This is a genomic window from Pseudomonas sp. 8209, from assembly GCF_028682105.1.
GTDB classification, from domain to species: Bacteria; Pseudomonadota; Gammaproteobacteria; order Pseudomonadales; family Pseudomonadaceae; genus Aquipseudomonas; species Aquipseudomonas palmensis.
On sequence record NZ_JANIAH010000004.1, the window covers coordinates 340,751 to 364,445 of the forward strand.

General features: G+C 67.4%; 22 protein-coding genes. 4 read left to right on the forward strand and 18 right to left on the reverse strand.

Translation table 11 applies throughout. The annotated features are described in order from the left end of the window. Nucleotides 1–51 precede the first annotated feature (51 nt). The 14 genes from NP552_RS10750 to NP552_RS10815 form a co-directional block, all read right to left on the reverse strand. The gene (locus tag NP552_RS10750; RefSeq protein WP_274096721.1) at nt 52–2,670 is read right to left on the reverse strand and encodes a fused MFS/spermidine synthase; all 2,619 of its coding nucleotides are present in this window, start codon (nt 2,668–2,670) and stop codon (nt 52–54) included. Nucleotides 2,671–2,823: 153 nt separating this feature from the next. After that, entirely contained in the window at nt 2,824–4,413 is a 1,590-nt protein-coding gene (locus NP552_RS10755; RefSeq protein WP_043859768.1) for an arylsulfatase, read from the reverse strand. Nucleotides 4,414–4,491: 78 nt separating this feature from the next. Then, nucleotides 4,492–5,508, reverse strand: coding sequence for an HAD family hydrolase (locus NP552_RS10760; RefSeq protein WP_116054882.1), 1,017 nt, complete (start codon nt 5,506–5,508; stop codon nt 4,492–4,494). Beyond that, complete coding sequence (locus NP552_RS10765) at nt 5,505–6,821, reverse strand: BatD family protein (protein ID WP_116054879.1); 1,317 nt, start codon at nt 6,819–6,821, stop codon at nt 5,505–5,507. The genes NP552_RS10760 and NP552_RS10765 overlap by 4 nt, the downstream gene beginning before the upstream one ends. Continuing rightward, nucleotides 6,818–8,389 carry a VWA domain-containing protein gene (locus NP552_RS10770; RefSeq protein ID WP_274096722.1) on the reverse strand — a complete coding sequence of 524 codons (1,572 nt, stop codon included), beginning with the start codon at nt 8,387–8,389 and terminating at the stop codon, nt 6,818–6,820. Before NP552_RS10770 ends, NP552_RS10765 begins: the two co-directional genes overlap by 4 nt. Beyond that, nucleotides 8,379–9,383: a vWA domain-containing protein gene (locus tag NP552_RS10775; protein WP_104572649.1), complete on the reverse strand. Its 1,005-nt coding sequence runs from the start codon at nt 9,381–9,383 to the stop codon at nt 8,379–8,381. Before NP552_RS10775 ends, NP552_RS10770 begins: the two co-directional genes overlap by 11 nt. Continuing rightward, the gene (locus tag NP552_RS10780) at nt 9,370–9,861 is read right to left on the reverse strand and encodes a DUF4381 domain-containing protein (protein WP_043859763.1); all 492 of its coding nucleotides are present in this window, start codon (nt 9,859–9,861) and stop codon (nt 9,370–9,372) included. Before NP552_RS10780 ends, NP552_RS10775 begins: the two co-directional genes overlap by 14 nt. Then, the gene (locus tag NP552_RS10785; protein WP_100633351.1) at nt 9,858–10,808 is read right to left on the reverse strand and encodes a DUF58 domain-containing protein; all 951 of its coding nucleotides are present in this window, start codon (nt 10,806–10,808) and stop codon (nt 9,858–9,860) included. The genes NP552_RS10780 and NP552_RS10785 overlap by 4 nt, the downstream gene beginning before the upstream one ends. A gap of 9 nt (nt 10,809–10,817) precedes the next feature. Beyond that, nucleotides 10,818–11,795 (reverse strand): AAA family ATPase, encoded by a 978-nt coding sequence (locus tag NP552_RS10790; RefSeq protein ID WP_043859761.1) that lies wholly within the window; start codon nt 11,793–11,795, stop codon nt 10,818–10,820. Nucleotides 11,796–11,820: 25 nt separating this feature from the next. Then, entirely contained in the window at nt 11,821–12,384 is a 564-nt protein-coding gene (locus NP552_RS10795) for a hypothetical protein (protein WP_078481936.1), read from the reverse strand. Continuing rightward, entirely contained in the window at nt 12,381–13,127 is a 747-nt protein-coding gene (locus NP552_RS10800; protein WP_058541366.1) for a DUF2092 domain-containing protein, read from the reverse strand. Before NP552_RS10800 ends, NP552_RS10795 begins: the two co-directional genes overlap by 4 nt. 14 nt (nt 13,128–13,141) lie before the next feature. Beyond that, the gene (locus tag NP552_RS10805; RefSeq protein ID WP_043859780.1) at nt 13,142–14,047 is read right to left on the reverse strand and encodes a transporter; all 906 of its coding nucleotides are present in this window, start codon (nt 14,045–14,047) and stop codon (nt 13,142–13,144) included. 63 nt (nt 14,048–14,110) lie between these two features. Further along, nucleotides 14,111–14,899 carry a hypothetical protein gene (locus tag NP552_RS10810; RefSeq protein WP_058541250.1) on the reverse strand — a complete coding sequence of 263 codons (789 nt, stop codon included), beginning with the start codon at nt 14,897–14,899 and terminating at the stop codon, nt 14,111–14,113. Nucleotides 14,900–15,019: 120 nt separating this feature from the next. Further along, entirely contained in the window at nt 15,020–15,403 is a 384-nt protein-coding gene (locus NP552_RS10815) for a hypothetical protein (protein WP_370409155.1), read from the reverse strand. 177 nt (nt 15,404–15,580) lie between these two features. Here NP552_RS10815 and NP552_RS10820 point away from each other — a divergent pair, with 177 nt between their 5' ends. The 3 genes from NP552_RS10820 (at nt 15,581) to NP552_RS10830 (ending at nt 16,747) form a co-directional block, all read left to right on the forward strand. After that, nucleotides 15,581–15,901: a YbjQ family protein gene (locus tag NP552_RS10820; RefSeq protein ID WP_043859777.1), complete on the forward strand. Its 321-nt coding sequence runs from the start codon at nt 15,581–15,583 to the stop codon at nt 15,899–15,901. Between the two features lie 138 nt (nt 15,902–16,039). Beyond that, entirely contained in the window at nt 16,040–16,228 is a 189-nt protein-coding gene (locus NP552_RS10825; RefSeq protein ID WP_043859776.1) for a hypothetical protein, read from the forward strand. A 216-nt stretch (nt 16,229–16,444) separates the two neighbouring features. Next, nucleotides 16,445–16,747, forward strand: coding sequence for a hypothetical protein (locus NP552_RS10830; RefSeq protein ID WP_043859775.1), 303 nt, complete (start codon nt 16,445–16,447; stop codon nt 16,745–16,747). Between the two features lie 133 nt (nt 16,748–16,880). Here the strand turns inward: NP552_RS10830 and NP552_RS10835 are convergent, their stop codons facing one another. Continuing rightward, a complete protein-coding gene (locus tag NP552_RS10835; RefSeq protein WP_043859774.1) occupies nt 16,881–17,210 on the reverse strand; it encodes a hypothetical protein in 330 nt (109 codons plus the stop codon). A 439-nt stretch (nt 17,211–17,649) separates the two neighbouring features. Between NP552_RS10835 and NP552_RS10840 the strand changes: the two genes are divergently transcribed. Next, nucleotides 17,650–19,140, forward strand: coding sequence for a DASS family sodium-coupled anion symporter (locus NP552_RS10840; RefSeq protein ID WP_054915142.1), 1,491 nt, complete (start codon nt 17,650–17,652; stop codon nt 19,138–19,140). 66 nt (nt 19,141–19,206) lie between these two features. Here the strand turns inward: NP552_RS10840 and NP552_RS10845 are convergent, their stop codons facing one another. The 3 genes from NP552_RS10845 to NP552_RS10855 all read right to left on the reverse strand — a co-directional run bounded on the left by NP552_RS10845 (nt 19,207) and on the right by NP552_RS10855 (nt 23,611). Further along, nucleotides 19,207–19,755, reverse strand: coding sequence for a cupin domain-containing protein (locus NP552_RS10845; RefSeq protein ID WP_043859772.1), 549 nt, complete (start codon nt 19,753–19,755; stop codon nt 19,207–19,209). Nucleotides 19,756–19,817: 62 nt separating this feature from the next. Then, nucleotides 19,818–21,014, reverse strand: coding sequence for an MFS transporter (locus NP552_RS10850; RefSeq protein ID WP_058541248.1), 1,197 nt, complete (start codon nt 21,012–21,014; stop codon nt 19,818–19,820). A 113-nt stretch (nt 21,015–21,127) separates the two neighbouring features. After that, nucleotides 21,128–23,611, reverse strand: a complete 2,484-nt coding sequence (locus NP552_RS10855) for a TonB-dependent siderophore receptor (RefSeq protein WP_443201034.1) — start codon at nt 23,609–23,611, stop codon at nt 21,128–21,130. Between the last annotated feature and the right edge of the window lie 84 nt (nt 23,612–23,695).

Sequence of the window (23,695 nt, forward strand, 5' to 3'; positions counted from 1 at the left end):
GCAGACGTCCATGCTGTTGGGGTAAGGGGCGCTTCAATCAGGCGGCGCGCTTCACGGCATGCCCAGGAACCAACGGTAGTACGGGTTGCTGCCATCTTCTCGCATCACGCCCTGAACCTGTCGCGCCCAGGTGTCGCGCTGGCCGCGGTAGGCGCTCAGGCCCACCTGGTAGAAGCGCTGCAGGCGCTGGCGCTGGTCGTTCAGGCGCAGGCTGGCCAGGGCATCGGCGCCTTCCAGCGGCACCGGGCTGCCCAGCGCCAGCAGGGCCGGCAACACCCGGGTGATCTCGTCGCTGCGCACCCAGGGGGCGTACTCGATGCGTGGCTGGTCGTCGGTGACGGCCGGGGCCTGTGCGGCAAAGCGCTCCAGGCCGGCGCGGTCGGTGACCCAGGTGGCCAGCAGTGCGGCCGGCGAGTCCACGCCCACCTCGGCCAGGGTGCGTTGCACGGGGGGTTGCGCCAGGCGCGCGCTGATGCGCGGCAGGTCCAGGCGCACCGGCTGCAGCGAGCCGACCAGCAGCATTTCATGGAACTCGGTGGTCCACAGCGAGGCATGCGGGAACACGTCGATGAAGCTGCGCACCAGGGCACGGCTGTCGTCGATGTTCTGGGTGGGCAGCGGCAGCCACTGGGCGACCAGGCCCTGGGGGTTGAGGCGGCTGGCGGCCAGCTGGTAGAAGTCACGCGAGTACAGGTTGACCACGCCGGCTGCCGAGGGGGGCGGTGGCTCCAGGGTGATCAGGTCGTAGGGCTGCGGGCTGGCCAGCAGTTCACGGCGCCCGTCGCGCAGGCGGATGTCCAGGCGCGCATCGTCGGCGGCGTGGTAGTTGCCCTGGAACAGCGTCGAGGCGTGCACCACCGCCGGCAGCAGTTCGGCCACCACGCGTTGCTCCAGGCCCGGGTAGCGCAGCAGGGCGCCGGCGGTGATGCCGGTGCCCAGCCCGATCACCAGCGCCGAGCGCGGCTCGCCGTTGTGGATCAACAGCGGCAGCAGGGCCTGCAGGCGCATGTAGCGCAGCGACGGCATGGCATCGCCGGTGTTGGACACGCCCTGGATGTACAGGCGACGAAAGCTGCCCTGGGGCTTGTGCTGTTCGACCACGGCGACCGTGGCGCCACGGCCTTCCTGATAGAACACCAGCTCGCCGCTGCGCGCGCCGGGCAGCAGGTTGGCCAGGCGCTGGGGTGGGGTGAGCAGGGCGGTCAGGAGGCTGGCCAGGGCAATGGCGTAGAGGGCGATGAATCTGGGTTGACTGAGCGCGCCTGTTCGCTGGCAAGCCCGCTCCCACAGGGTTCGAGCAGATCCTGAGCCTGTACCTGCAGGCGCCGGCCTTGCCGGCGAAGCGGCCAGGCCTGCCCCCACCACGACCGCGATTACCCCGACCCCTGCCGCCAGCACCGCCAGCACCCCCAGGCTGCGCACCAGCCCCAGCGCGGGCACCAGCACGAACCCGCACAGCATCACCCCGGCAATCCCGCCCAGGGTGTTGAGCGCCACCACCGCGCCCACGTCGCGCCCCGCATGGCCCGGCGCGCAGGCCAGGCGCAGCGCCACCGGAAACGCCGCCCCCAGCAGCGTGGTGGGCAGCAGCACGACGCTCACCGCCACCACCGCAAAGCGGGCACTCATGCCCGCCAGTGCGCTGCCGCCCAGGCCCAGTACCAGCGCTTCGGCCTGGGTTTGCGCACTGATCAGCCAGCGCCCCAGCCCGGCGATTTCCAGCAGCGCCAGCAGCCCCGCCGCACCGATTAGCACGGCAAAGGTGGCCCACGGGTCGCGCAGCCGCTCCACGCGCCGGGCAATCAGTGCGCTGCCCAGCATCAGCCCGGCCAGGTAGGTGGCCAGCATCACCGCAAAGGCGAAGGTGCGGGTGCTCATGAACTGCACCAGGGCCTGTGACCAGATCACCTCATAGCCCAGCGCAATGCCCCCGGCCACCGCGTACAGGGCCAGGGCCAGGCGCGCCGCCGGGCTGCGCGGGGCGCTGGCGGTTACCACGGTGTCGGCTTCGACGTCCGGTGTCAGGCGCAGCAGCCACAGTGCACCGGCCCCGGCCAGCAGGTTGAGCACGGCGGCGGCACAGGCACTGCCGCGTACCCCCAGCAGCGGGATCAGCACAAAGGCTGCGAGCAGGGTGCCGACAATCGCCCCGGCCGTGTTGGCCGCGTACAGTTGCCCGCCGGCGCGTCCGGCCGTTGCCCCCTGCGCGGTCACGGCACGCACCAGCACCGGCAGGGTGCCGCCCATCAGCAGCGCCGGCAGGGCAACCAGGCTGAACGGCAGCGCCCAGGCCAGCAGCCCGATGCTGCCCTGCAGGCGGGCGAACAACCCGGCGCTGCTGCCCAGGGCCAGGGTGGCCGCGATGCCGACCACGGCCACGGCCAGTTCGAGCAGCGCATACAGGCGCAGCGGCTGGCGCAGCCGATCGGCGTGACGCCCCAGCCACCAGCCGCCCAGCGCCAGCCCGGCGAAGAATGCGCTGATGCCGGTGGTGATCGCATGCACTTCCACCCCCACCACCAGTGACAGCTGCTTGATCCACAGCACCTGATAGATCAGCGCCGCGCTGCCGGAGACCAGCAGCAGGGTCGCTGCCAGGGGCAGTGTGCGGGGTGGAGCGCAGGCGGCGGGGGCTTTGGCGTGTCGGGAGGAGCGGCTGGCGACCGGCATCAGGGCAAGGGGCCTTGTGGTGAGTGCTGGGAATACGCCCTCGCGGGAGGGACAACCAGTGCTTGAGCCTAGCAGCAGATTGGCGGGTTGGGCGGGTATCGCAGTCGGCAAAATGCCCCGTCAGGGACGAGGCATCCGTGTGCAGCTTGCCGCCTATTGCTTGCCTTGCTTCATCTTCTCCTCGATCTTCGCGTCCACCTGCTTGCGCACCTGGTCGACGCTGAAGCTGGCCGGGTGCTGGCTGGGTGGGTAGTCGATGAAGGTTTCGAGAAACACCGAGGCCTTCATGGTGGCGATGCCGGTCAGGTAGACGTTCTTCGCCAGCCAGTCGTTGTACTGGTCAGAGACCACGTCGGCGCGCTCATACGGGTCCATGCGCAGGTTGAAGATCTTCGGCACTCGCAGGCACACGAAGGGGTCCTGCCACACTTCGAAGCCGCCGGGGCGACGCTGTTCGCAGAACACCGCCTTCCAGTCGCCGAAGCGCATCGCCACCAGGTCGCCGTCGTCGTTGAAGTAGTAGAACTCGTCACGTGCGCCCTTGGGTTGCTGGCCGGTGAGGTAGGGCAGCTGGTTGTAGCCGTCCAGGTGCACCTTGAAGTTCTTGCCACCGGCAGTGGGTGCCCAGCCCTTGAGCAGCTTGTCCTTCACGCCGGTGTCACCGGCAGCCGCCAGCAGGGTGGGGAACCAGTCCAGGCCCGAGAACATCTCGTTGGACACCGTGCCTTCCTTGATCTTGCCCGGCCAGCGGATGATCGCCGGCACGCGGAAGGCGCCTTCCCAGTTGGAGTCCTTCTCGCTGCGAAACGGCGTGGTCGCCGCGTCCGGCCAGGAGAACTGGTTGGGCCCGTTGTCGGTGGTGTAGATCACGATGGTGTTGTCGGCGATCTTCAGGTCGTCGAGGGTCTTGAGCAGCTTGCCCACGTCGCCATCGTGCTCGAGCATGCCGTCGGCGTACTCGTTGCCGGGCATGCCGCTCTGGCCCTTCATCGAGTCGCGCACATGGGTGTACACGTGCATGCGCGTGGTGTTCATCCACACGAAGAACGGCTTGTCGGCGGCCACCTGCTTCTTGATGAACTCCTCGGCCGCGCCGGTGGTTTCATCGTCGATGGTTTCCATGCGCTTCTTGTTGAGCGAACCGGTGTCCTCGATCTTGCCGTCGGCGAAGGCGTGGATCACCCCGCGCGGGCTGAAGTTCTTCACGTAGGGGTCGTTCGGGTCCTTGGGCCAGTAGGGGCGCTCGGGCTCCTCTTCGGCGTTGAGGTGGTAGAGGTTGCCGAAGAACTCGTCGAAGCCGTGCTTGGTCGGCAGGTACTCGTCCTTGTCGCCCAGGTGGTTCTTGCCGAACTGCCCGGTGGCGTAGCCCAGCGACTTGAGTGCCTGGGCGATGGTGATGTCGCGGTCCTGCAGGCCCACCGGCGCCCCCGGTGCGCCGACCTTGGACAGGCCGGTGCGCAGTGGCGTCTGCCCGGTGATGAAGCTGGAGCGGCCGGCGGTGCAGCTGTTTTCCGCGTAGTAGTCGGTGAACAGCATGCCTTCCTTGGCAATGCGGTCGATGTTGGGGGTCTGGTAGCCGACCACCCCCATCGAGTAGGCACTGATATTGGTCTGGCCGATGTCGTCGCCGAATATCACCAGGATATTCGGCTTGTCGGCGGCACTTGCCGCCCCTGTCGCGAGCCCCATCACCGTGGCCGCGACCAGCGCGAGCTGCGGTGCCCATCTGCGTATGCGAGTCATCTGACTTGCCTCCCTTTCGCCATTCGAGCCGCCCGCAGGCGACATGTCGGTTGCATCACTGCTTTGCTCGTTACCGCGTCACTGCGATTGCGGGGTGGAGGCAGGCTCGAACGGGAATACCCGGGCCCAGTCAGCCGCCATGTCCACGATTGTCCATTGCTGGCGGCGCGCTTCGTCCAGCGCCTTGTCCAGCCGTCCGACCTGCGACTGGCGGTCGTAGGCCCATTCACGTTTCGCGTCGGTGTGGTGCACCAGGCCCATGAAGCGCGGGCCCTTGCCGGCGGCGGTCCATTGCAGCATCTGCAGGTCGCCGTCGGAGTTGCCGAAGGCCAGGATCGGCCGGCGCCCGATGATCGCGTCGATGCTTTCGGGCTTGCCCGGGCCGTCATCGTTGTGCGCGATCCTGGCGGTACGCAGCAGGGCCGGCACGCCGTCGACCAGCTGGTATTCGGTGACGAAGCTGGAGCCGATCACCTGCTCGGGCGGCACGCCGTACACCTCGTCGGCGAAGGCGCGCATGAACGCGGTGTCGCCCCCGGAAACGATGTACACCTTGAAGCTCTGGCTGCGCAGGTAGTCGAGCAGCTCGTGCATGGGCTGGTAGATCATCTCGGTGTAGGGGCGCTGGTGGGTGGGGTGACGGGCCTTGGCCAGCCAGGCCCGGGCATGGCCGATGAAGGCTTCGGTGCTGACCCCGGTATGGGTCACGCCGATGATTTTCAGCAGGCCGTCCATGCCGGCGGCGGCCAGGGCCTTCTGGTCGTTTTCCAGCACCGCCTTGAACGGCTGGGTGGTCTTCCACTCGGGGTGCTCGGGGGCCATGCGGCGGATCTCGTCGAAGGCGAACAGCACCTGGAAGTAGGCGGGCTGTTCGCTCCACAGGGTGCCGTCGTTGTCGAACACCGCGATGCGTTGCGCGGGGGTCACGAACTGCGGGTCGCCCTCGCGGGTGACGCTTTCGACGAACTGCACGAGGGCGGCCCTGGCGGCGCCCTGGTGCCATGAGGGCAGCGGCGCATCGGCCTGGGCCGACAATGGCCAGTGCAGCAGCAACACCAGCAGCAGCCACCCACGAACACTCGGACTGGATTTCATCGCGACTCCCTGTTCTGCATTGGATTGAGCGGGCGCAGGCCGTGGCGCGCGGGCGCGGCAGGCTGGCGCGGTGAATGCCGTGCATGAAGCTGTGCAAGTTCGGCCTTGAGCGCAGCGAGCAGCGTATCGGGGGCGCCGTCTGCGCCGTAGCCGCGTCGCAGCAGCGCCAGCAGGGTGGTGTCGTCGGCCGTGGCCAGGCGCACGCTGCCCTGGCTGCGCCTGAACCACAGGTATAGCGCAGTGAGCTGCGGCGGATGCCTGGCCAGATCAACGGGCACCTGTTGCCATGCATGCTCGGCAGAGGCGAGGCGACGGGCCTGGCGTCGGGCCTGCCAGTGCCGCCAGCGGGCCAGCCAGGTCGGCCCGCGGCTACGCCACACCCGCCACGCCAGGCCCAGTGCCGCGAGCACCAAAGCGGCGCCGAGCCAGTGCCGCGACAGGTGCAGGCGGCCCTGCTGGCCAAGGCGCTGCAGATCGTCGGCCACCGAGAACACCGGGGTGTAGGCAGGGCCGGCGCTGGCGGTGAAGGGCACGGCGGGCAGCGTTGTGCTGCGCAGGGCCTGGTCGGTGGTGCTCCACCAGTGCACCTGCACGGCGGGCAGCTGGTAGCTGCCGGGCTGCTCGATGCGGTAGCTGGCGGTGTCGATGCGCTGGCCGCCCACGACGTGGCCACGGCCATCGTCGAGGGCCTGCACCTGGGGCGTCTTGAGGTAGAGGCTCAGGCCCGGCACGGCCTGCAGCGCCGTCACCGGCAGCATCAGGCTCGGCGCGCCCTGGGCCTGCAGGGTCACGCTGCGGGTGAGGCTGTCACCCACCTTGAGTGTTCTGCTTGCCGGGTTCACCTGCTGGGTCAGGCTCAGGGCGCTGGCCACCAGCACCGCCTGGCCCGGCTCGACCCCGGCCGGCAGTTGCACGCGCAGGTGCAGCGCCGCCGTGGTGGCGCTCAGGGCGGCCGCGGCATTGCCCGGCCGGGCCGTCACGGTCAGTGCGGGAATGTCCAGGGTGCCGGCCTGCTGCACGGTGATCGGGTACAGGTAGCGCATGCCGAACCAGGTGCTGCCGTCCAGGTTCAGGGTCAGGTGCTGGGCCTGGTCGCCGGGTGGGGTGACCAGTGCGCCGGGCACGCTCAGCGTCGGCAACTGCGGGGCGCCGGTGAACCAGGTGTCGGTGAGCACGTCCAGCTGCAACTGCACGGTTTCACCCACCACCACGCTGTCGCCCCCCAGCAGTTGCGCCTGCACCCGCAACTGCGGGTCGGCGGCAAGCGCACAGCTGCACAGCAGCCAGGCCAGGAGCAGGCCGACAAGCCTCATGGCGCCCCCCTGGCAGCCTGGTCCTGCAGGCTGAACTTGCGCTTGAGAAACTGCGCGGGCGAGGTGGTGAGGTTCTGCAGCCACAGGGCGTCCGAGGTCGCCTGCGGGGTCTGCACCTGCTTGCTCGGGCCCTTGCCGGCCGGCTTGTCGAAGGCCACCTGGTCGGCCTGCACCTCTGGGGCGTTCTGCTGCGCCGACTCGGTGTCCTTCTGCAGGGCGATGGCCAGGGCGAGGTTGGCCTGGGCCTCGGCAAACCCAGGTTGCAGGGCCAGTGCCTGGCGATAGGCGGCGATGGCCTGGTCGAACTTGAAGCGGCGGGTGTAGATATTGCCCAGGTAGAAATAGGCCGGTGCGGTGTGCAGGCGCGCGAAACTGGCCAGCGCCAGGTCGTAGTCGGCCCCTTGGTAGGCGGCAATGCCCTTCCAGTAAGGGTCCTGAAAGTGCGCCGCCGCGGCGGGCAGGTGGTGGTGTTCGAAGGCCCAGCGACCCTGCTGATCGGGGGTCATGAATGCATCCACCAGGGCATTGGCGCGCGCCCCGTCCGGGGCCAGCACCAGGCCCAGCAGCAGGCACGCGCTCCAGTTCAGGCTCCAGCCGCGGCGGATGCACAACAGGGCGATCAGCAGCAACGGCCAGCACAGCCAGTAGCCGGCGTCTTTCCAGCGCAGCTGCTGGCTGGCCGGGTCGACGTCGGCGAAGTGCTGCTGGGCATGGGCCTCGATCCAGTCCAGGTCGTCATCGTCGGGGGTCAGGCTGCCCAGTGGTGCATCCAGCGCCCTGGCCAGTTGTTCGAGGCCGGCCTTGTCGAAGCGGCCCAGTTGCGGCCGGCCGTTGCTGTCGGTGCGCGGCTGACCGTCGGCGCCCCTGACCAGGCCGTCATCGCTGCTGCCTACGGCCAGCACCAGTACCTGTAGCAGGCTGGCGTCCAGGGCCTTGCCCAGCGGGGCCAGTTGCGTGGTGTCGGCACCGTCGGTGAGCAGCACCAGGGTGGCGGGGCCGGGCTCGGCGGCGATCAGTTGGCGGGCCAGCGCCACCACGGCCAAAACGTTCTTGCCAGGCTGTTCGATCAGGTCGCTGCCCAGCGCCTGGATGAAGCTGTCGAGCAGCGCCGGGTCGCGGGTGGGGGGCAGCACCAGGTGTGCGCTGCCGGCATAGGCGATCAGCCCGGTGGCTGCGCCCTGGCGGCGTTGCACCAGGCTGTGCAGCTTGTGCTTGGCGGCCTCCAGACGGGTGGGCGAGAGGTCGCTGGCGTCCATCGAGCCGGACAGGTCCAGGGCCAGGATCAACGGCGCGCGGTTGTCGAGAAACTGCGGGCGGTCCTGCTCCCAGGTGGGGCCGGCAGCGGCCAGTGCGCCGAGTGCGAGCAGGGCCGCCAGCAGGTGTATGGGGCGAATGCGGTGCCGGTCGTGGCCGTCCATGCGCAGGTGCGCCAGCAGTTGCGGGGCGATACTCACGTTCAGCGCCTGGCCGCGCTGGCGGCGCCAGGCCAGCACCAGCAGCACGGCGGGCAGCCAGAGCCACAGCCACAGCGGGCGCAGAAAATGCAGGTTGTTCAGGTCAATGTCCATGCGCGGGCGCCTCCGCAGGCAGGCGCCTGCGCCACCACGCTGCCGCCAGGGCGAGCAGGTGGTACAGCGTCAGCAGCAACAGGGCCGCGCCCAGCGGCAGCCAGAACAGGTCGCGCTTGGGTTGGTGGCTGTAGGTCTTCACCGCGTGCGGGGTGAGCGTGTCGAGGGTGGCGTACACCTGTTGCAGGGCATCGCGGTCCTGGGCCCGGAAGAACTGCCCGCCGGTGACGGTGGCGATCTGCTGCAAGGTCGGCAGGTCGACCTTGGCCTCGGCTTCGGCCTGCGGGTCGCCGATGCCGATGGTATGGATCACCACCCCGCGGGCCGCGGCGATCTGGGCGGCGTGGGCGGGGGTGATGGCGCTGCTGGTGTCGTTGCCGTCGGTCAGCAGGATCAGCACCTTCTGCGGCTCGTGAGCCTGCTCCAGCAGCTTGAGGCTCAGGCCGATGGCGTCGCCAATGGCGGTGTTGGGCCCGGCCATGCCGACGTCGGTCTGCTGCAGCAGGATCGACAGGCTGGCGTGGTCCAGGGTCAGCGGTGCCTGGGCGTAGGCGCCGCTGCCGAACACTACCAGGCCGAGACGGTCCTGCTGGCGCCTGGCGATGAAGTCGGCGACCACCGCCTTGACCGCGCTGATGCGCGAAACCGGTTTGCCGTCGGCGTTCTTGAGGTCGACGGTCTGCATCGACTGGGAGATGTCGATGGCCAGCATCAGGTCGCGTACCGGTGCCTGGTGCTCGATGGGGGGCTCGACCAGCACCGGGCGTGCCACGGCCAGGCACAGCAGTGCCCACACCAGCCAGTGCAACAGCAGCTGCCAGCGATTGGCCCGGGTGCCGGGCAGGCGCGGACGCTGCCCGGTGGCCTGGCTGATGGCCTCGAAGAACGGTACGCGCAAGGCGCTGCGGGCTTCCTGATAGGGCGGCAGGTAGCGGTAGCCGAGCAAGGGCAGCGCCAGCATCAGCAACAGCCAGGGGTAATCAAGCTGCCACATGATGATGCTCCACCCAGGCGCGGCTGTAGCCCAACAGCGCTGACGCATCGATTTCGTGCAGGCGGCTGTCGGGGGCATAGGCCAGCTGCGCCAGTTGCCAGGCGAAGTCGGCGGGCAGCGGGGTGCGTGAATGGCTCACCAGAAACGCCTGCCAGTCGGCGGCATGCAGCGGGGCCACGGCCGGAGCCTCGGGCATCGACAGGGCCACGCGCTTGAGCAGCTCGGGCACTTCGCGCAGGGCCTGCACGCGCCGGGTCTGATCTGCCATTGCCTGTTCCAGCTGGCGCAGGCGTGCCAGGGCTTGGCGGCGGTAGCGGTCGCGCTGCCAGCGGCGCAGGCGCAGCGCCGCCCACAGCACCAGCCCGGCCAGCAGCAATGCCGCCAGCAGCGCCCAGCCCCAGGTTTGTGGCCAGTAGCTGACGGCGGGCGGCAGCGCCAGCTCCTTGAGCTGGTCGACGCTGGGCACTGGCGCGGTCATGCCGGTGGCCTGCGCAGCTTGCCCAGTTCCATGCGCAGCTGTTGGGCGGCAGGCTGGGCGGTGCTGAACATCAGCAGCGGCACCTGGCTGCGGCGCAGCATCTGCGCCACGTCGTGCAGGCGGCCACTGAGAAACTCGCTCAAGGGTTTGTGCACCTGACGCCGCTCCACCGCCAGCTCCACCTGCAACTGGCCCTGGGTCACCAGCAGGCGCCCCTGGCGTGGCAGGTCGAGGGCCAGCGGGTCGTAGACCTGCAACGCGATCACGTCGTTGTGGGTACGCAGCTGGCGCAACTGATGCAGGGTGCGTTCGCCGGCACCGGCGAAGTCGCTGATGAAGCAGATCAGGCAGTCGTGCGCGGCCAGCGCCAGGCAGCGCTGCAGGACTGTGTCGAGGCCGTGCGCAGCATCGCCATCGGGTACATCCGCCGACAGCGCCTGGTTGAACTGTGCGGCCCTGGCGCAGATCGCCTGGACCCGGCTGCGGCTGCGCAGCGGCGCCAGGTATTCGATGCGGGTGTCGTCGAACAGCAGGGCGCCGACCCGGTCGCCTGCCGCCAGCGCGATCCACGCGCACAGCGCGGCCAGTTGCGCGGCCAGCGCCGACTTGAAGCTGACCTGCGAGCCGAAGAACATCGACATACGCTGGTCGAGCACCACCAGCACCGGGCGGTCGCGTTCTTCGGTGAAGGTGCGTACCACCGGCGTGCCGGTGCGCAGGCTGGCCCTGCAGTCGAGATGGCGCAGGTCGTCGCCGGGCTGGTAGCGGCGCAGCTCGTCGAAGTTCAGGCCGCGCCCGCGCAGGCGCGAGGCGTGGCTGCCGGCCAGCACGCTGGCCCTGGGCTGGCGCGCCAGAAAGCTCAGGCCACGGGCATCGAACGCCAGCGCCATCAGCTGCGCCAGCGATACGTAGACGTGCCCGTCGGGTTGCTGCGCCGGTGCTGGCATATGCGGTCCTCAGGCCGGGATGGCCACCTTGTCGAGCAGGCGGTCGAGTACCTCGCTGCTGGTCACGCCGTCGGCCACCGCGTCGTAGCTCAGTTGCAGGCGATGGCGCAGCACCGGGTGGAGCATGGCGCGCACGTTGTCGGGCGAGACGAAGTCCTGGCCCTGCAACCAGGCATCGGCGCGCGCGCAGCGGTCCAGGCCGATGCCGCCGCGCGGGCTGGCGCCCAGCTGCAGCCAGCGCGCCAGGTCGGCGTCGTAGTCGGCGGGGTGGCGGGTGGCGTTGACCAGTGCGATCAGGTAGCTGTCGATGGCCGGGGCCACGTGAATGGCCGCCACTTCCCGGCGGGCCTGGAAGATCACCTCCTGGCCGAGGCTGAAGCTGTCGCTGGCCGCCTTGGCCGCCGCCCGCTGTTCCTCCTGGCGCAGCAGTTGCAACACCTGGCTTTCATCGGCCGGCGCGGGGTAATCCAGCAGCACCTTCATCAGGAAGCGGTCCATCTGCGCCTCGGGCAGCGGGTAGGTGCCTTCCTGCTCGATGGGGTTCTGGGTGGCGATCACCATGAACAGGTCGGGCAGCCTGTGACTGGTGCCGGCCACGGTGATCTGGCGCTCCTCCATGGCTTCGAGCAGCGCCGCCTGCACCTTGGCCGGGGCGCGGTTGATCTCGTCGGCCAGGATCAGGTTGCCGAACAGCGGGCCGGGCTGGAAGCGCACCTGGTGCTGGCCCTCGACCTGTTGCAGCACCTCGGCGCCGGTGATGTCGGAGGGCAGCAGGTCGGGGGTGAACTGGATGCGGCTCATGCGTGCATCCAGGTGCCGGGCCAGGGCCTTGACCGTGCGGGTCTTGGCCAGGCCCGGCAGGCTCTCGAGCAGCACGTGCCCGTTGGCCAGCAGGCCCACCAGGATCTGGCGGATCACCTGGTCCTGGCCCAGCACCGAGGCGGCGATGGCGGCGTGCAGGGCATTGATGTCGGTGAGGGCGCTCATGGGCATTCCTTTGGGGCGGGTGGTTTCACCATGGCGCAGGCACCACGATGAACTGCACGTTGCTGCCGACGTATTGCGGCTGGTACCAGGTGGCGCCGCAGTGCTGGTAGGCCACGCCGTTGGCGACCACCGACACGCAGTCCGGCGGTACTTCGGCCACCTGGGTGCCGATGGCGATGGCCGTGGCAGTGGTGGCACCGACCACGGCAGCGGCGGCCCAGGGGTGATACCAGTCGTCCGGGTGCGGCGGTGGCGGTGGCGGTGGTGGCGGCATCGGGCCGGGGCCGGGCGGGTGAGGGCCCGGGCCCGGTGGATGCGGTGGCGGGCCCGGTGGGTGCGGCCCAGGGCCGGGCTGCGGATGCGGAGGCGGCGCCGGGTGGGGCGGCATCGGCTGCGGATGCGGGGGCATCGGGTGCGGCATGGGCTGGTAATGCGGCGGCGGGGGGGCGAAATGGCCGCCCCCGGCGTGATAGGGCACCACGAAGGTACGCCCGCCACCGCCGCCGCGCAGTTGCCAGGCGTCGGCCATCAGCGGTGTCAGCAGGCAGGCGCTCAGGCCCAGGTGCAGGCAGGTACGCAGTGGCGTCATGGCTGGCGGCCCTCGTTCGGTTCGCGCAGCGGCACCGCCACGGCCTTGGCCGGCGGGGTGAAGTCGAAGGCTGCCGGGTTGATGGGCGTGCTCAGGTCCCAGTCGAAGGTCACGCTATGGCGCGGGCGCTCGGGGTCGTCGCGGCGGGTGATCATCAGCTTGCACGGCAACGGCTGCGCGCCTTCGCGTAGCCACAGTTGCCAGTCGATGTCGGGCTGGCGGAACACGTAGTGGGTACAGGCCTGGCCGTCGAGGGATTCGCTGCCGATCAGCGTGGCCTGGGTGATGCCGACCTGTTTCGCGGTCTGGGCGTTCCAGCGGAACAGGTCGGCCAGCGGCAGGGTGATGGCGTAGCGCTCGCTCAGTTGTCCGAGCAGTTGCTCGATGGTCGCCGGCGCCGCGCCTTTGCTGTAGTAGCCATGACGACCGTCATACAGGGTGAACTGCTTGCCGTCGTAGAAGAACTGGCGCGCCGCCGAGCCCTGGTCGACGCTGACGAACAGCTTGTCGGGCTGGCGGGCGAGCACCTGGGTGTGGTGGGTGAAGGTCACCGTGGGGCCGCTGTCGAGCTGCTGGTCGGTTTCGCTGCGGGTGCTCAGGCTGAAGGCCTGCAGGCGGTGCAGGTAACTGCCCATGTTCGACAGCGCGGCCAGGGCCCTGGGGTCGAGCGGGTCGGCAGCCTTTGCCAGGGCCGGCAACAGGGCCAGCAGGGCCATGCAGGTGAGTCGGTGCGAACGCTTCATCAGGCCTCCCATGGCTACCAGGCGTAGTTCAGGCGCAAGGTCCAGGTGTTCACATCGGGTGAGCCGGTACGTTCGGACACGGTGTCGGTGTAGGCGATCAGGCCACCGAACTGCGGCGAGAGCATGAAGCCCAGGCTGGCACCGACCAGGGTGTTGGCCTGCTTGTTGTCCTGGTTTTCGCCGTTGATGCGGGTTTCGCCGCCGAAGCTGTAGGTGGCGTCGAGGGAAGCCCACAGGCCGCGGTTGATGGTGTAGCTGTAGTGGCCTTCGACGGCATACAGCGGTTTCTGCTCCAGCTTGTTGTCGCCCAGGTAGTCGTCGTTGTCGCCGAACAGCGAAACCCAGGTGTTGACCTCCAGCCAGGTGGGGCCGATGGGGTGGCCGAAGCCGATTTCGGGTTTGACCACCCAGCGGTTGGCGCCGATGTTGATGACGCGGTTCTTGGCGTAGTCGCCATTGGGCACGGTGAGCCATACGGCGCCGGTCATGAAGGTTTCCGGGGTCCAGCTGGCGAACTCCTCGGCGGTCAGCGCCGGGCCGCCGAAGAAGTTGTGGGCGAACACGATCTGGGTGTCGCCCATGCCGCCGTTGTGCTTGGTGCCATTGAAGAAACGTGCATCGTCGAACGAGGCCGACACGTCGGCGTATGGCTGCACCAGCTGGATCGCGCTGTTGCGTCCGTCGATGCTGAACGAGCGCGCCAGGCGCAGGATGTAGAGGTCGGCATCCAGGGACAGGCCGTCGATGGGCAGGGCGGTGTCGATCGGGGTGTTGGTGTCGATGCGGTTGTAGTAGCCGAACACCATGTTCAGGTCGATCGGGATGTTCTGCCAGTCACGCGCGTTGTCGGCCTGCACCAGCAGCGGCGCGCCACTGAGCACGAGCACCGGCAGGTAACGCAGGACAGGTCGGGTATGCATGGTGGTGCTCCTTCAATTGAACGCACAGGGTGCTGGCTGCCGGAGGGTCCGGTCATGGGCTGGCTACTTGCCGAAGGTCACGTTGAGGCCGGCGAACACGGTGAACTGCGGCAGGCCGTCACCTTTCTTTTCCACCGTCCACTGCGGCTCGATGAAGGCGTTGAGGATGTTGCTGCCGGCCTTCCAGGCCTTGCCCACGCCCAGCCCCAGCGGGATGTAGTGGGTGTCGTTCTTCAGGTCGAAGGTCCAGGTGCCGGTGGAGCGCAGGTACCAGCCCTTGGGCAGGTTGTGGATGATGAATGGCTGCAGGGTGGCGGTTTCGACGTGGGCGCGGTCATGGTCGCCGGCAAACGAGCTCTGGTACTGCACCAGCGCCCCGAGCAGCCCGCGTGGCGAGGCGTCGATGGCCACCGCCGCCAGCCCCGCCTGCCACTTGCCGGTGCCCAGCTCGTCGTGCTCGGCAGTGGGGGCGGTGAGCTGCGGGCCGATGCCCAGCTGCACGCCTTCGGTCTTGAGCAGGAAGATGTCGAACAGGTTCAGGTCGCCGATGCCGGTGCTGTAGCCGCCGTGGGGGTCGGGTCGGGTGCTGATGGGCAGGGTGGCGCGCAGCAGTTGCGGTACCGGCAGCAGTTCGCCAGGGGCGACCGGCAGGGTGCCGCGCACCAGAAAATCGTTGGTATGCACGTTGCTGTCGTACACCGAGGGGGTGTAGTAGTCCTGCAGGTTCAGGCCCGGTGCCAGGTTGAGCGGGTTGTTGCTCTTGTTGGCGGTTTCGGCGTTGTCCGCCAGGGCGTGCTGCAGGAACAGCAGGGCGCAGGGCAGTACGAGACAAGTGGCGGTGGTCCTTTGCATGACGGTGGTGCCTGTTCAATGTTGCGCTTCTGGGCAGGGGCCGGCCTTGCCAGCGAGGCAGGGGCCGAAGGGGGCGAATGGGCGCGTACGCCGGCGCCGGCACCATCGGCGACCACAGGGTCACTGATACTTGATGACGATGCCCTTGAGCTTGCGTCCGTCGATGGAGCGGATATCGCGGTCCCAGAGCGGGCCACTGACATAGGCCGAAACCGGCTGGATGCGGTCGTAGACCACCACGACGGCGTCACCGCCGATACTGGCGGCCTGTTCGCGCAGCTTCTGCTCCACGTCGGTGATCGGTGGCGGCGGGGACACGCTGGCATCGACCACGATCTCGCCCAGGCGGACATGGGGGCGGGTCGGTTCGCTGCGCAGTACCTCGACCGTAGCCGCAGCGGTGGGCGAAGGATGGGGCGCCCCGACGTATTGTGTGGTGCGGGCATCGATGCTGCTGCAGCCCGCCAGCCCGGCCAGCACCAGGCCCAATGCAAGAACGCTCATGCAACGTGGTATCGACATGCTTCGACTCCGTCCGAAGTATTAATACGCTGTAACAACGTTCCAATGAAAATAGCCGCACTTGGGCGGGCCGCAAGTGACGGGCGGCGAAAGTGCGGGTTTGTTACCATCGTGTTCTTTTGGGTCGGGGCATGCCCCGACAACGCTCAGGAGTACGCAATGATCCTCACCACCACTGGCACTGTCGAAGGGCGCGAAGTCGCGGCCTACCTGGATGTAGTCAGCGCCGAATCGGTGCAGGGCATCAACGTGGTACGCGACATCTTCACCAGCTTTCGCGACTTTTTCGGCGGCCGTTCGCAAACCCTGGAAAGCGCCCTGAAAGAAGCGCGCATCCAGGCCACCGACGAAATCCGCCAGCGCGCCCGCAGCCTGCAGGCCGATGCAGTGATCGGCCTGGATTACGAAATCAGCATGCCGTCGGCCCGTGGCGGCATGGTGGTGGTGTTCGTCACCGGCACCGCGGTCAAACTCAGGTAGCCATAGGCCACTGGTCGGGTGCGACAATAAGTGACCAGGCAGTCTTCAAATGTCCGGCTAGTCTCTGAAAGCAACAGGTCACTATTTCCTAGGCATTCATCTGCGTGCCGGTAGTGATCCACAGCAGGGGAGCCGGGTATGAAGGAATCGTATTTCGAAGACGATGGTGACGAGTTTCCCATCAACAGCCAGGTGCGTTGCGGGCAAGCAGCGTTCCAGCTGGGGTTTGCCAACATGACCCTGGAAGACGCGCCGGTACGTGTGCGCTCCACGGTGCCACCGCGCAGCGAGCGCCGCCGGTTTCTGCCGGGCCTGCGCAAGAAGTAGCCACGACGCCGAAGAGGCCCCGCCATCCAGTCTGTGCTGCGGTGTGTGGGGCTTTTTCATGTAGGTTGTAGGCTATTTCGCAAACAGACGACCGGTACGCTGAATCTGCCGTTTTATGCGGCTTTCTTGACCTCGCTCAATGGGGCGACGGCTGTCGCTAGCCCCCTTGGCGGTTGTATGCCTTACTGTCGGTTCGAACGAACAAGGAGCAGTGCGATGCGCATCAGGGAAGAGACTTATTGGGCGTGGGCCGACTCTCAGCTGCACAGCCGCAGCCATGACGAAGAACTCAGCGATGGCACCAGCATCGACGTGCAGGTGCGGTTGTCGCGCACCGGGGCCACGCAGATGTTCCTGGGGGTGTACGGGCGCCGGGGCAAGGCGCTGTTCGAGGAGTACTACCCCTCGTGCCCGGGTGAAACCATGAGCCGTGCGCTGGTGCGCGGTGTGGACCGGGCCCGGGCGTTGGCCACCGACGCCGTGCCGATGGAGCACCCGCGGTTTCGTCGTCAGGCCTGATGCCTGCGGTTACGCCCTGTCGTGGCGCACAGGAAATGTGCGCAGACGGTGGGGCGAGCCGGAGCCGCGATGAGGCGATAAAGGCACGCATAAAAAAGGCGACCCGAAGGTCGCCTTTTTCAATTCGCCTGGCTCAGCACAGCCGGTCGATCACCTTCACGTCCTGGCGCTCGCGGATGGCGGGCCATTCCTGTTGCAGGGTCTCCAGCACCTTGGCGACAAACGCGGTGTCTGCCGCTGCCTTCTTGCCGACGTAGCCCTTGCCACGGCGGAACATCCTGAAACGGGCGCGCATTTCACGCTTCGCATCGATCGCCTCTTCGACAGTGTGCGGCGGCATCTTGTCGATGTGCACGTCACCTGTGGCACTGACCCACAGCAGGTGGTCATCGAGGCTGTCCTTGCGGGCAGCGAACAGCTGAGCCAATTGGTCGATGGTGGGTTGGTTGTTCAAGTTGATCATAAAGCCCCCTATTACCTATTCGTCGTTGGTGAGTTCAAACCTGCGCTACTTCATGTAGCGATCTACCAAGGCTGCTACAGCAGCGTCGCAACAGGGGCTTTCTTCACTCTGCCTTTTGGACAGTCCCTCTCCACGGACAGCCCGAAACCGCTCGAACTGTCTGGAACACCCTTTGCCAGCGCTCCCGATCAGGGAGACGGCCTCATCATGCAAGGGGCAACGAATGCCGTCAATAGGTTTTGTAGTGATTTTTTTTATTCACTACAAATGACCGGTCAGTCTTTTTCGAGCTTACGGGTCGCCGCGCCACCGGCTGTTGGAATGTCCTACAAAGCGTTCTGGTCAGGGCGTCTTGGCCATGTATTGACCCGCGTCAGCGCGTACCGGCCAGGCGCTGGGGATGATAGGGGCCTGTTTTGTTGCCAAAGAAGTCCTGCCCATGAGTACCCCCGCCAATCCTCCCGCAGCGCCTGGCGCTCAACCCCTGTTGCCCGTGGGCCTGCTGCTGGGCATCGTCGCGCTGGTCGGCGTGCTGCTGTTGCCGCTGCCGGCCGACCTGCCGGTGGCCGGTCACCGCGTGCTGGCGATCCTGGCCTTTGCGGTGGTGATCTGGATCACCGAGGCGGTGTCGTACGAAGCCAGTGCGATCATGATCACCTCGCTGCTGGCATTTTTGCTGGGCACCGCACCGACCCTTGCCGACCCGTCGGTGATCTACGGCTCGTCGGCAGCCGTGAGCATGGCCCTGACGGGCTTTGCCAACCCGGCATTGGCACTGGTGGTGGGGGCCCTGTTCATCGCAGCGGCGATGACCCACACCGGGCTGGACCGGCGCATCGCGCTGGTCACGCTCAACCGTGTGGGCGTGAGCACCCGACGCATTCTGTTGGGGGCGATGGTGGTGATCATCCTGCTCAGCCTGGTGGTGCCCAGTGCCACGGCGCGCAGTGCCTGCGTGGTGCCGATCATGATGGGCGTGATCGCAGCGTTCGGTGTGAACAAGCGCTCCAACATCGCCGCCGGCATCATGATCATCGTGGCCCAGGGCACCAGCATCTGGAACATCGGTATCCAGACCGCTGCCGCGCAGAACCTGCTGACGGTCGGCTTCATGGACAAGATGCTCGGTGCACGGGTGTCATGGATCGACTGGCTGATCGCCGGGGCGCCGTGGGCTTTGATCATGTCGGTGGTGCTGATCGTGCTGGTGCTCAGGATGCTGCCCCCCGAGAGCGACAGCATTCCCGGCGGCAAGGCGGCGGTGGCCGAGCAGTTGCAGGCGCTGGGGCCGATGAGCGGGGCGCAGAAGCGTCTGCTGGGGGTGTCGCTGCTGTTGCTGCTGGCCTGGGCCACCGAGGGCAAGCTGCATCACTTCGACACCACCTCGACCACCTACGCCGGGTTGGTGCTGCTGTTGCTGCCGCGCTTCGGGGTGATGACCTGGAAGGATGTGCAGGCGCGTATTCCGTGGGGCACGGTGATCGTGTTCGGCGTCGGCATCAGCCTGGGCACCACCCTGTTGACCACCCAGGCCGGGCAATGGCTGGGCGGGCAGGTGGTGGCCAATACCGGGCTGGATCAATTGGGCACGCTGGGGGTGTTTTCGATTCTGGCGGCGTTTCTGATCGTGATCCACCTGGGCTTTGCCAGTGCCACGGCGCTGACCTCGGCGCTGCTGCCGATACTGATCGCGGTGCTGCAGACCTTGCCGGGGGATTTCAGCCGCCTGGGCATGACCATGGTGCTGGGGTTTGTGGTCAGCTACGGGTTCATCCTGCCGATCAACGCACCGCAGAACATGGTGTGCCTGGGTACCGAAACCTTCAACGCGCGGCAGTTTGCCAAGGTCGGAATCGTGGTGACGCTGGTGGGGTACGGGTTGATGCTGGTGTTCGCCGCAACCTGGTGGCACTGGCTGGGCTGGATGTAGAAGGGCCGTTGCAAGCGGCAAGCGGCAAGCGAGGCCGAGCCAGCTTGCCGCTTGCAGCGATGCTCATCAGAAGTTCGCCGGGGTGTTGGCGCTGATGATCTCGGCTTCGTCCTGGCCGATGTTCTTGAAGCTGTGGGGCAGGGTGGTGGGGAAGTAGTAGCCGTCGCCGGAGTTCAGCACGCTGACCTGGCCGTCTACCCGCAACTCGATGGTGCCACGGGTCACCAGGCCGCATTCCTCGCCCTCGGTGTGCACGATCGGCTCTTCGCCGGAGTCGGCGCCCGGCGCATACAGCTCGCGCAGCATGCGCATCTGCCGACCTTCGACACTGGCGCCGACCAGCAGCATGCGCAAGCCACCACTGCCCAGGTCGGGCTGCTCGTTGGCGCGGAACACGAAGCGTTCTTCGCGCGGCGGTTCGTCGAAACTGAAGAACTCCGCCAACGACATCGGGATGCCTTCCAGCAGCTTTTTCAACGAGCTCACCGATGGGCTGACGCGGTTCTGCTCGATCTGTGAAATCGTCGAGTTGGTCAGGCCGCTGCGCCTGGCCAGCTCCCGTTGCGAGAGCTTGGTGCGTTCACGTACCAGTTTGAGTCGTGTCCCCGTGTCCATAGCCGCCTTGATGTCAAAAATAATGGGCGACGCATTAAAACACATTCCGTCGCCGAACCCGCCTACTGGCGTGCAGGCACCGGCCACAAGGCGATCAACAGCAGCAGCAAGGCGGCCATCAGGTACGGCAGGCGCGGGTCCAGGGCATAGATCAGGGTGCCGGCCAGCGGCCCGATCACCGTGCCCAGGGCCTGTGCCGCGCCCACAGAGCCTGCGGTCGCGCCCTGTTCACCGGCATCCACCGCGTTCGCCGCCAGCGCCTGGAACGCCGGGAACACCCAGCCCATGCCGGCCGCAGCGACGAAGTAGCACGCCCACAGCATGCCCACGCTGTCGGCCAGGGCGCCGCTGGCAAAACCCAGCGCACTGATGCAGCCGCCCACGCGGATCATGCGCAGCGGCGGCCATTGCAGCTTGCTCACCAGCACCTGCGAGAAGATCAGCGCCGCACCCACCATGGTCAGGGCAATGCCCGCCGCTTGGGCGGCATCGGCAGGCGCCAGGCCCAGGCGGTCAAGGGCAAAGAAGCCTACGGTGATCTGCGCCAGCGACACGCACAGCATCGCCACGAAGGCCACCGTGAGCGGGCGAAGCAGGCGCGGGTCGGTCAGGCTGACGGGGCGGGGCGGTTGCCTCAGGTGCAGCTCCTGACCCTTGAGCTTGAACTGCAGTACCAGCAATGCCAGCAGTGGCAGCACCGACATCGCATAGAACGGCAGGCTCAGGCTGTGGCGCGCCAGCAGCGCGGCCAGTGCCGGGCCCATCACCAGGCCCACGGCGTTCGCCGCACCCAGCGAGGCCATGGCGCGGGCGCGCTGTTGCGGTTGCATGTTGTCGGCAATCAGCGCGGCGCAGCCGACCGGCAGGGCGGCATAGAATGCACCGATCAGGCCGCGGCCGATCACCAGTGCGGCAAAGGCCAGGGAGGTGGCCGGCAGGTAGCGCAGCGCGCCATCGATGAACAGGCACAGGGCCCAATAGGCCAGGGTGAACCCCGCGGTGCCCACCAGCAGCACCCGGCGGCGACCGAAGCGGTCGCTGGCCCGGCCCCAGGGGCGCGCCAGCAGCATCCACACCACCCCGGCTACCGTGACCGCCGCCCCCGCCTGCCAGGCTGCCAGGCCCAGCACCCGGGCGATGGGGCCGATCAGGGCGACGAAGGCCATCATCGCCATGGTGCAGGCCATGTTGACCACCATCAGCGGACGCAGGTCGAAGGCGGGGGTTTTGAGCAGCGGGGGTTGCTGGGCGGTGTTCATGGCTATCCAAGGCAGAGGAGCAGGGCGGCCATTGTGCCGCAGCTGTCCCCAAGGCTAAAGCCTGTAAACGATAGTAATAATCATTTAATTGACTTCAGCCTTGTTGCTGTGGGTTAGAAGTCGCCTTGCAGGGTCACCATCAGGTTGCGCGGCTCGCCATAGAAGTTGCCCCAGCCAGCGGCGCCGACGCTGCTGTAGTAGTGCTTGTCGAACAGGTTGTTGCCGTTGAGGGCCAGGCTCCAGTTGTCATCCAGGCGATAGCCGATGCGGGCGCTCCACAGGGCGTAGCCGGGCTGCACCATCTTGGTGTTGCGGTCCACGAAGTGGTTGGCACTCTGCGCGCTGACCCCGCCGCCAACGCTCCAGCGCTGCAGGGCGCCGTCCAGGTCGTAGTTGGTCCATACACGCGCCATGTGCCTGGGCACGTAGCTGGCGGTGAAGGTGGCGTCCTGGCGGGTGTCGTCGATGCGCTTGAGGTATTCGACCTGGGTATAGGTGTAGCCGGCCAGCACCTGCAGGCGCTCGATCAGTTCACCGCTCAGCTCGGCTTCGAAGCCCTGGGCGCGAACCTTGCCGCTGTCGGTGTAGCAGAAACCGTCGGACGACCCGCCGCATACCGTGTTGTAGTCAGCCTCGGCGCGACCCTGCTTGGTGTTGCGGAACAGGTTGAAGGCGCCATTGAGGCGACCCTGGTACCACTCGGCCTTGACCCCCACCTCATAGCTGGCACCGGTCTTGGGCTTGAGCGAACTGCCGTCGGCCTTGGTGTAGGTGCTTTGCGGCTGGAAGATGTCGGCGTAGCTGGCGTACACCGACCAGGTGTCGTCCAGGTCGTAGATCAACGCGGCGAACGGCGTCACCTGGCCGTTTTCCTGGCTGCGGTTGCGCTGCCAGTAGTCCCAGGCCTGGGTGTAGCTGTCGCTGCTGTTGCGGTACCAGCTGACGCGGCTGCCGAGCACGGCGGTGAGGGGCTCGGCCAGCTTCAGGCGCAGGGTGGCGTAGGTCCCGAACTGACGGGTGTCGGAGGTCACCGGAATCGGCCCGCCGCGGTAGGACTCCTTCTCGTAGACCGAGTCACCCGGCTTGGGGATGTGCGGGTTGGGGTTGAACGGGTTCTGGGTGACGCCGTACAGCTCGGTCAGGTTGATCAGTTCGTAGCGGTCGCGGCCCTTGGAGCGGCTGGCGTTGGCGCCGACGATGATCTCGTGCTCCAGGCCCCAGGCCTGGAAATGGCCGTCCAGGTTGGCGTCGAAGCCGTAGTCGTCCTGGTCGTAGTCGAACAGCCCGGAGTACAGCTTCGAGGCGCCCTGGGTACTGCCCACCGGCACGGTGCCTTCGCCCATGGCGTATTGCATGTTCTGGTCGTTGTGGGTGTACATCGAGGCGACCTTGAGCGCCCAGTCTGCGTTGAAACGGTGGGTGAGGTCGGCGAACAGGCTGGTTCGCTCGCTGTCCCAGTGGTTCCACGACGCGCCCAGGCAGGTGGAGCGCGACAGCTTCAGGTCGCTGCCGTCGCTGTAGCGCGGCAGGCCCTGCCAGCAGGGCTTGGCGTCGAGCTTTTCGTAGGCCAGGCCCAGGCCCAGGGTGGTGTCCTCGTTCAGGTCGTAGTCCAGTGCGCCGTACACCACCTGGTCTTCGCGCTCGCCGATGTCGTAGAAGTACTTGCGGTCCTGCTGGGCGACCACGGCGCGCCCGCGCAGGGTGCCGGCGTCGTTGAGCGGGCCGCCGGTGTCGACCTGGGCGCGGTAGTTGTCCCAGGTGCCGGCCGACAGCGTGACGTGGGTGGCGGCCTTGTCCTGGCCGCGCTTGCGAATGAAGTTGACCCCGCCGGCCGAGCTGCCGGCGCCTTTCATCATGCCGGCGGCGCCGCGCATGATCTCGACGCGGTCGTAATAGGCCATGTCGCTGGAGAAGCTGTTGGCCTGCACGTAGTTGCCGCCCACATCCAGCGGTACGCCGTCGTACTGGTACTGGCCGGCGATCATGAAGCCGCGCGAGTAGAAGTACTTGCCGCCCATGGGCGAGTCGTGAACGGTGATGCCGGGGGTTTTCTCCATCACCTGTTCGAGGCTGGTGAGGTTCTGTTCGTCCATCATCTTGCGCGTGATGACCGTGACCGACTGCGGGGTTTCGCGCAGCGAATGCTGACCCTTGCCGATGCTGACGCTGCGCACGGTGTAGCTGTCGGTGCTGTCGCCGGTGCTGCTGGTGCGGGTGCCGTCGACGTTGGTGGCGCCCAGTTCCAGGGCGCCGTTGCTGCTGGGGGCCGGGCGCAGCGAGTAGCTGCCGTCGCCTTGTGGGAAGGCTTGCAGCCCGCTGCCGGCCAGGATGCGGCCGAGGCCGTCGAGGGTGGCGTACTGGCCTTGCAGGCCGGGGCTCTGCTTGCCGCGGGTGAGGGCGGCGTCGTAGGACAGGTTGAGGCTGCTGGCGGCGGCGAAGGCGCCGAGCACGCTGGCCAGCGAACCGGCCGGAATGTTGTAGGCCGTGCGGCTGCTGCTGACTTCATCGGCCATCGCCGAGGGGGCTGGCAGCACGCTGGCGGCCATGGCGGCGGCCAGCAGGTGGGCGGGGAGCAGGCGGGGGGAACGGGGTGACATGGGGGCCTCGTCGGATGCAGAAGGGATGCGCGAAAGGGGGTGTTTCAGACAAGGCGGATGAGAATGAGAAAAAGTACCGCGGGA

What these genes read in the sequence shown, in the direction of transcription:
- NP552_RS10825 (WP_043859776.1), top strand. Translation starts at nt 16,040, where the DNA reads ATGAAGGAATCGTATTTCGAAGACGATGGTGACGAGTTTCCCATCAAC.
- NP552_RS10815 (WP_370409155.1), bottom strand. Translation starts at nt 15,403, where the DNA reads ATGAGCGTTCTTGCATTGGGCCTGGTGCTGGCCGGGCTGGCGGGCTGC.
- NP552_RS10795 (WP_078481936.1), bottom strand. Translation starts at nt 12,384, where the DNA reads ATGACGCCACTGCGTACCTGCCTGCACCTGGGCCTGAGCGCCTGCCTG.
- NP552_RS10780 (WP_043859763.1), bottom strand. Translation starts at nt 9,861, where the DNA reads ATGACCGCGCCAGTGCCCAGCGTCGACCAGCTCAAGGAGCTGGCGCTG.
- NP552_RS10850 (WP_058541248.1), bottom strand. Translation starts at nt 21,014, where the DNA reads ATGAACACCGCCCAGCAACCCCCGCTGCTCAAAACCCCCGCCTTCGAC.
- NP552_RS10775 (WP_104572649.1), bottom strand. Translation starts at nt 9,383, where the DNA reads ATGTGGCAGCTTGATTACCCCTGGCTGTTGCTGATGCTGGCGCTGCCC.
- NP552_RS10855 (WP_443201034.1), bottom strand. Translation starts at nt 23,611, where the DNA reads ATGTCACCCCGTTCCCCCCGCCTGCTCCCCGCCCACCTGCTGGCCGCC.
- NP552_RS10840 (WP_054915142.1), top strand. Translation starts at nt 17,650, where the DNA reads ATGAGTACCCCCGCCAATCCTCCCGCAGCGCCTGGCGCTCAACCCCTG.
- NP552_RS10770 (WP_274096722.1), bottom strand. Translation starts at nt 8,389, where the DNA reads ATGGACATTGACCTGAACAACCTGCATTTTCTGCGCCCGCTGTGGCTG.
- NP552_RS10845 (WP_043859772.1), bottom strand. Translation starts at nt 19,755, where the DNA reads ATGGACACGGGGACACGACTCAAACTGGTACGTGAACGCACCAAGCTC.
- NP552_RS10810 (WP_058541250.1), bottom strand. Translation starts at nt 14,899, where the DNA reads ATGCAAAGGACCACCGCCACTTGTCTCGTACTGCCCTGCGCCCTGCTG.
- NP552_RS10805 (WP_043859780.1), bottom strand. Translation starts at nt 14,047, where the DNA reads ATGCATACCCGACCTGTCCTGCGTTACCTGCCGGTGCTCGTGCTCAGT.
- NP552_RS10785 (WP_100633351.1), bottom strand. Translation starts at nt 10,808, where the DNA reads ATGCCAGCACCGGCGCAGCAACCCGACGGGCACGTCTACGTATCGCTG.
- NP552_RS10835 (WP_043859774.1), bottom strand. Translation starts at nt 17,210, where the DNA reads ATGATCAACTTGAACAACCAACCCACCATCGACCAATTGGCTCAGCTG.
- NP552_RS10830 (WP_043859775.1), top strand. Translation starts at nt 16,445, where the DNA reads ATGCGCATCAGGGAAGAGACTTATTGGGCGTGGGCCGACTCTCAGCTG.
- NP552_RS10790 (WP_043859761.1), bottom strand. Translation starts at nt 11,795, where the DNA reads ATGAGCGCCCTCACCGACATCAATGCCCTGCACGCCGCCATCGCCGCC.
- NP552_RS10755 (WP_043859768.1), bottom strand. Translation starts at nt 4,413, where the DNA reads ATGACTCGCATACGCAGATGGGCACCGCAGCTCGCGCTGGTCGCGGCC.
- NP552_RS10800 (WP_058541366.1), bottom strand. Translation starts at nt 13,127, where the DNA reads ATGAAGCGTTCGCACCGACTCACCTGCATGGCCCTGCTGGCCCTGTTG.
- NP552_RS10820 (WP_043859777.1), top strand. Translation starts at nt 15,581, where the DNA reads ATGATCCTCACCACCACTGGCACTGTCGAAGGGCGCGAAGTCGCGGCC.
- NP552_RS10750 (WP_274096721.1), bottom strand. Translation starts at nt 2,670, where the DNA reads ATGCCGGTCGCCAGCCGCTCCTCCCGACACGCCAAAGCCCCCGCCGCC.
- NP552_RS10760 (WP_116054882.1), bottom strand. Translation starts at nt 5,508, where the DNA reads ATGAAATCCAGTCCGAGTGTTCGTGGGTGGCTGCTGCTGGTGTTGCTG.
- NP552_RS10765 (WP_116054879.1), bottom strand. Translation starts at nt 6,821, where the DNA reads ATGAGGCTTGTCGGCCTGCTCCTGGCCTGGCTGCTGTGCAGCTGTGCG.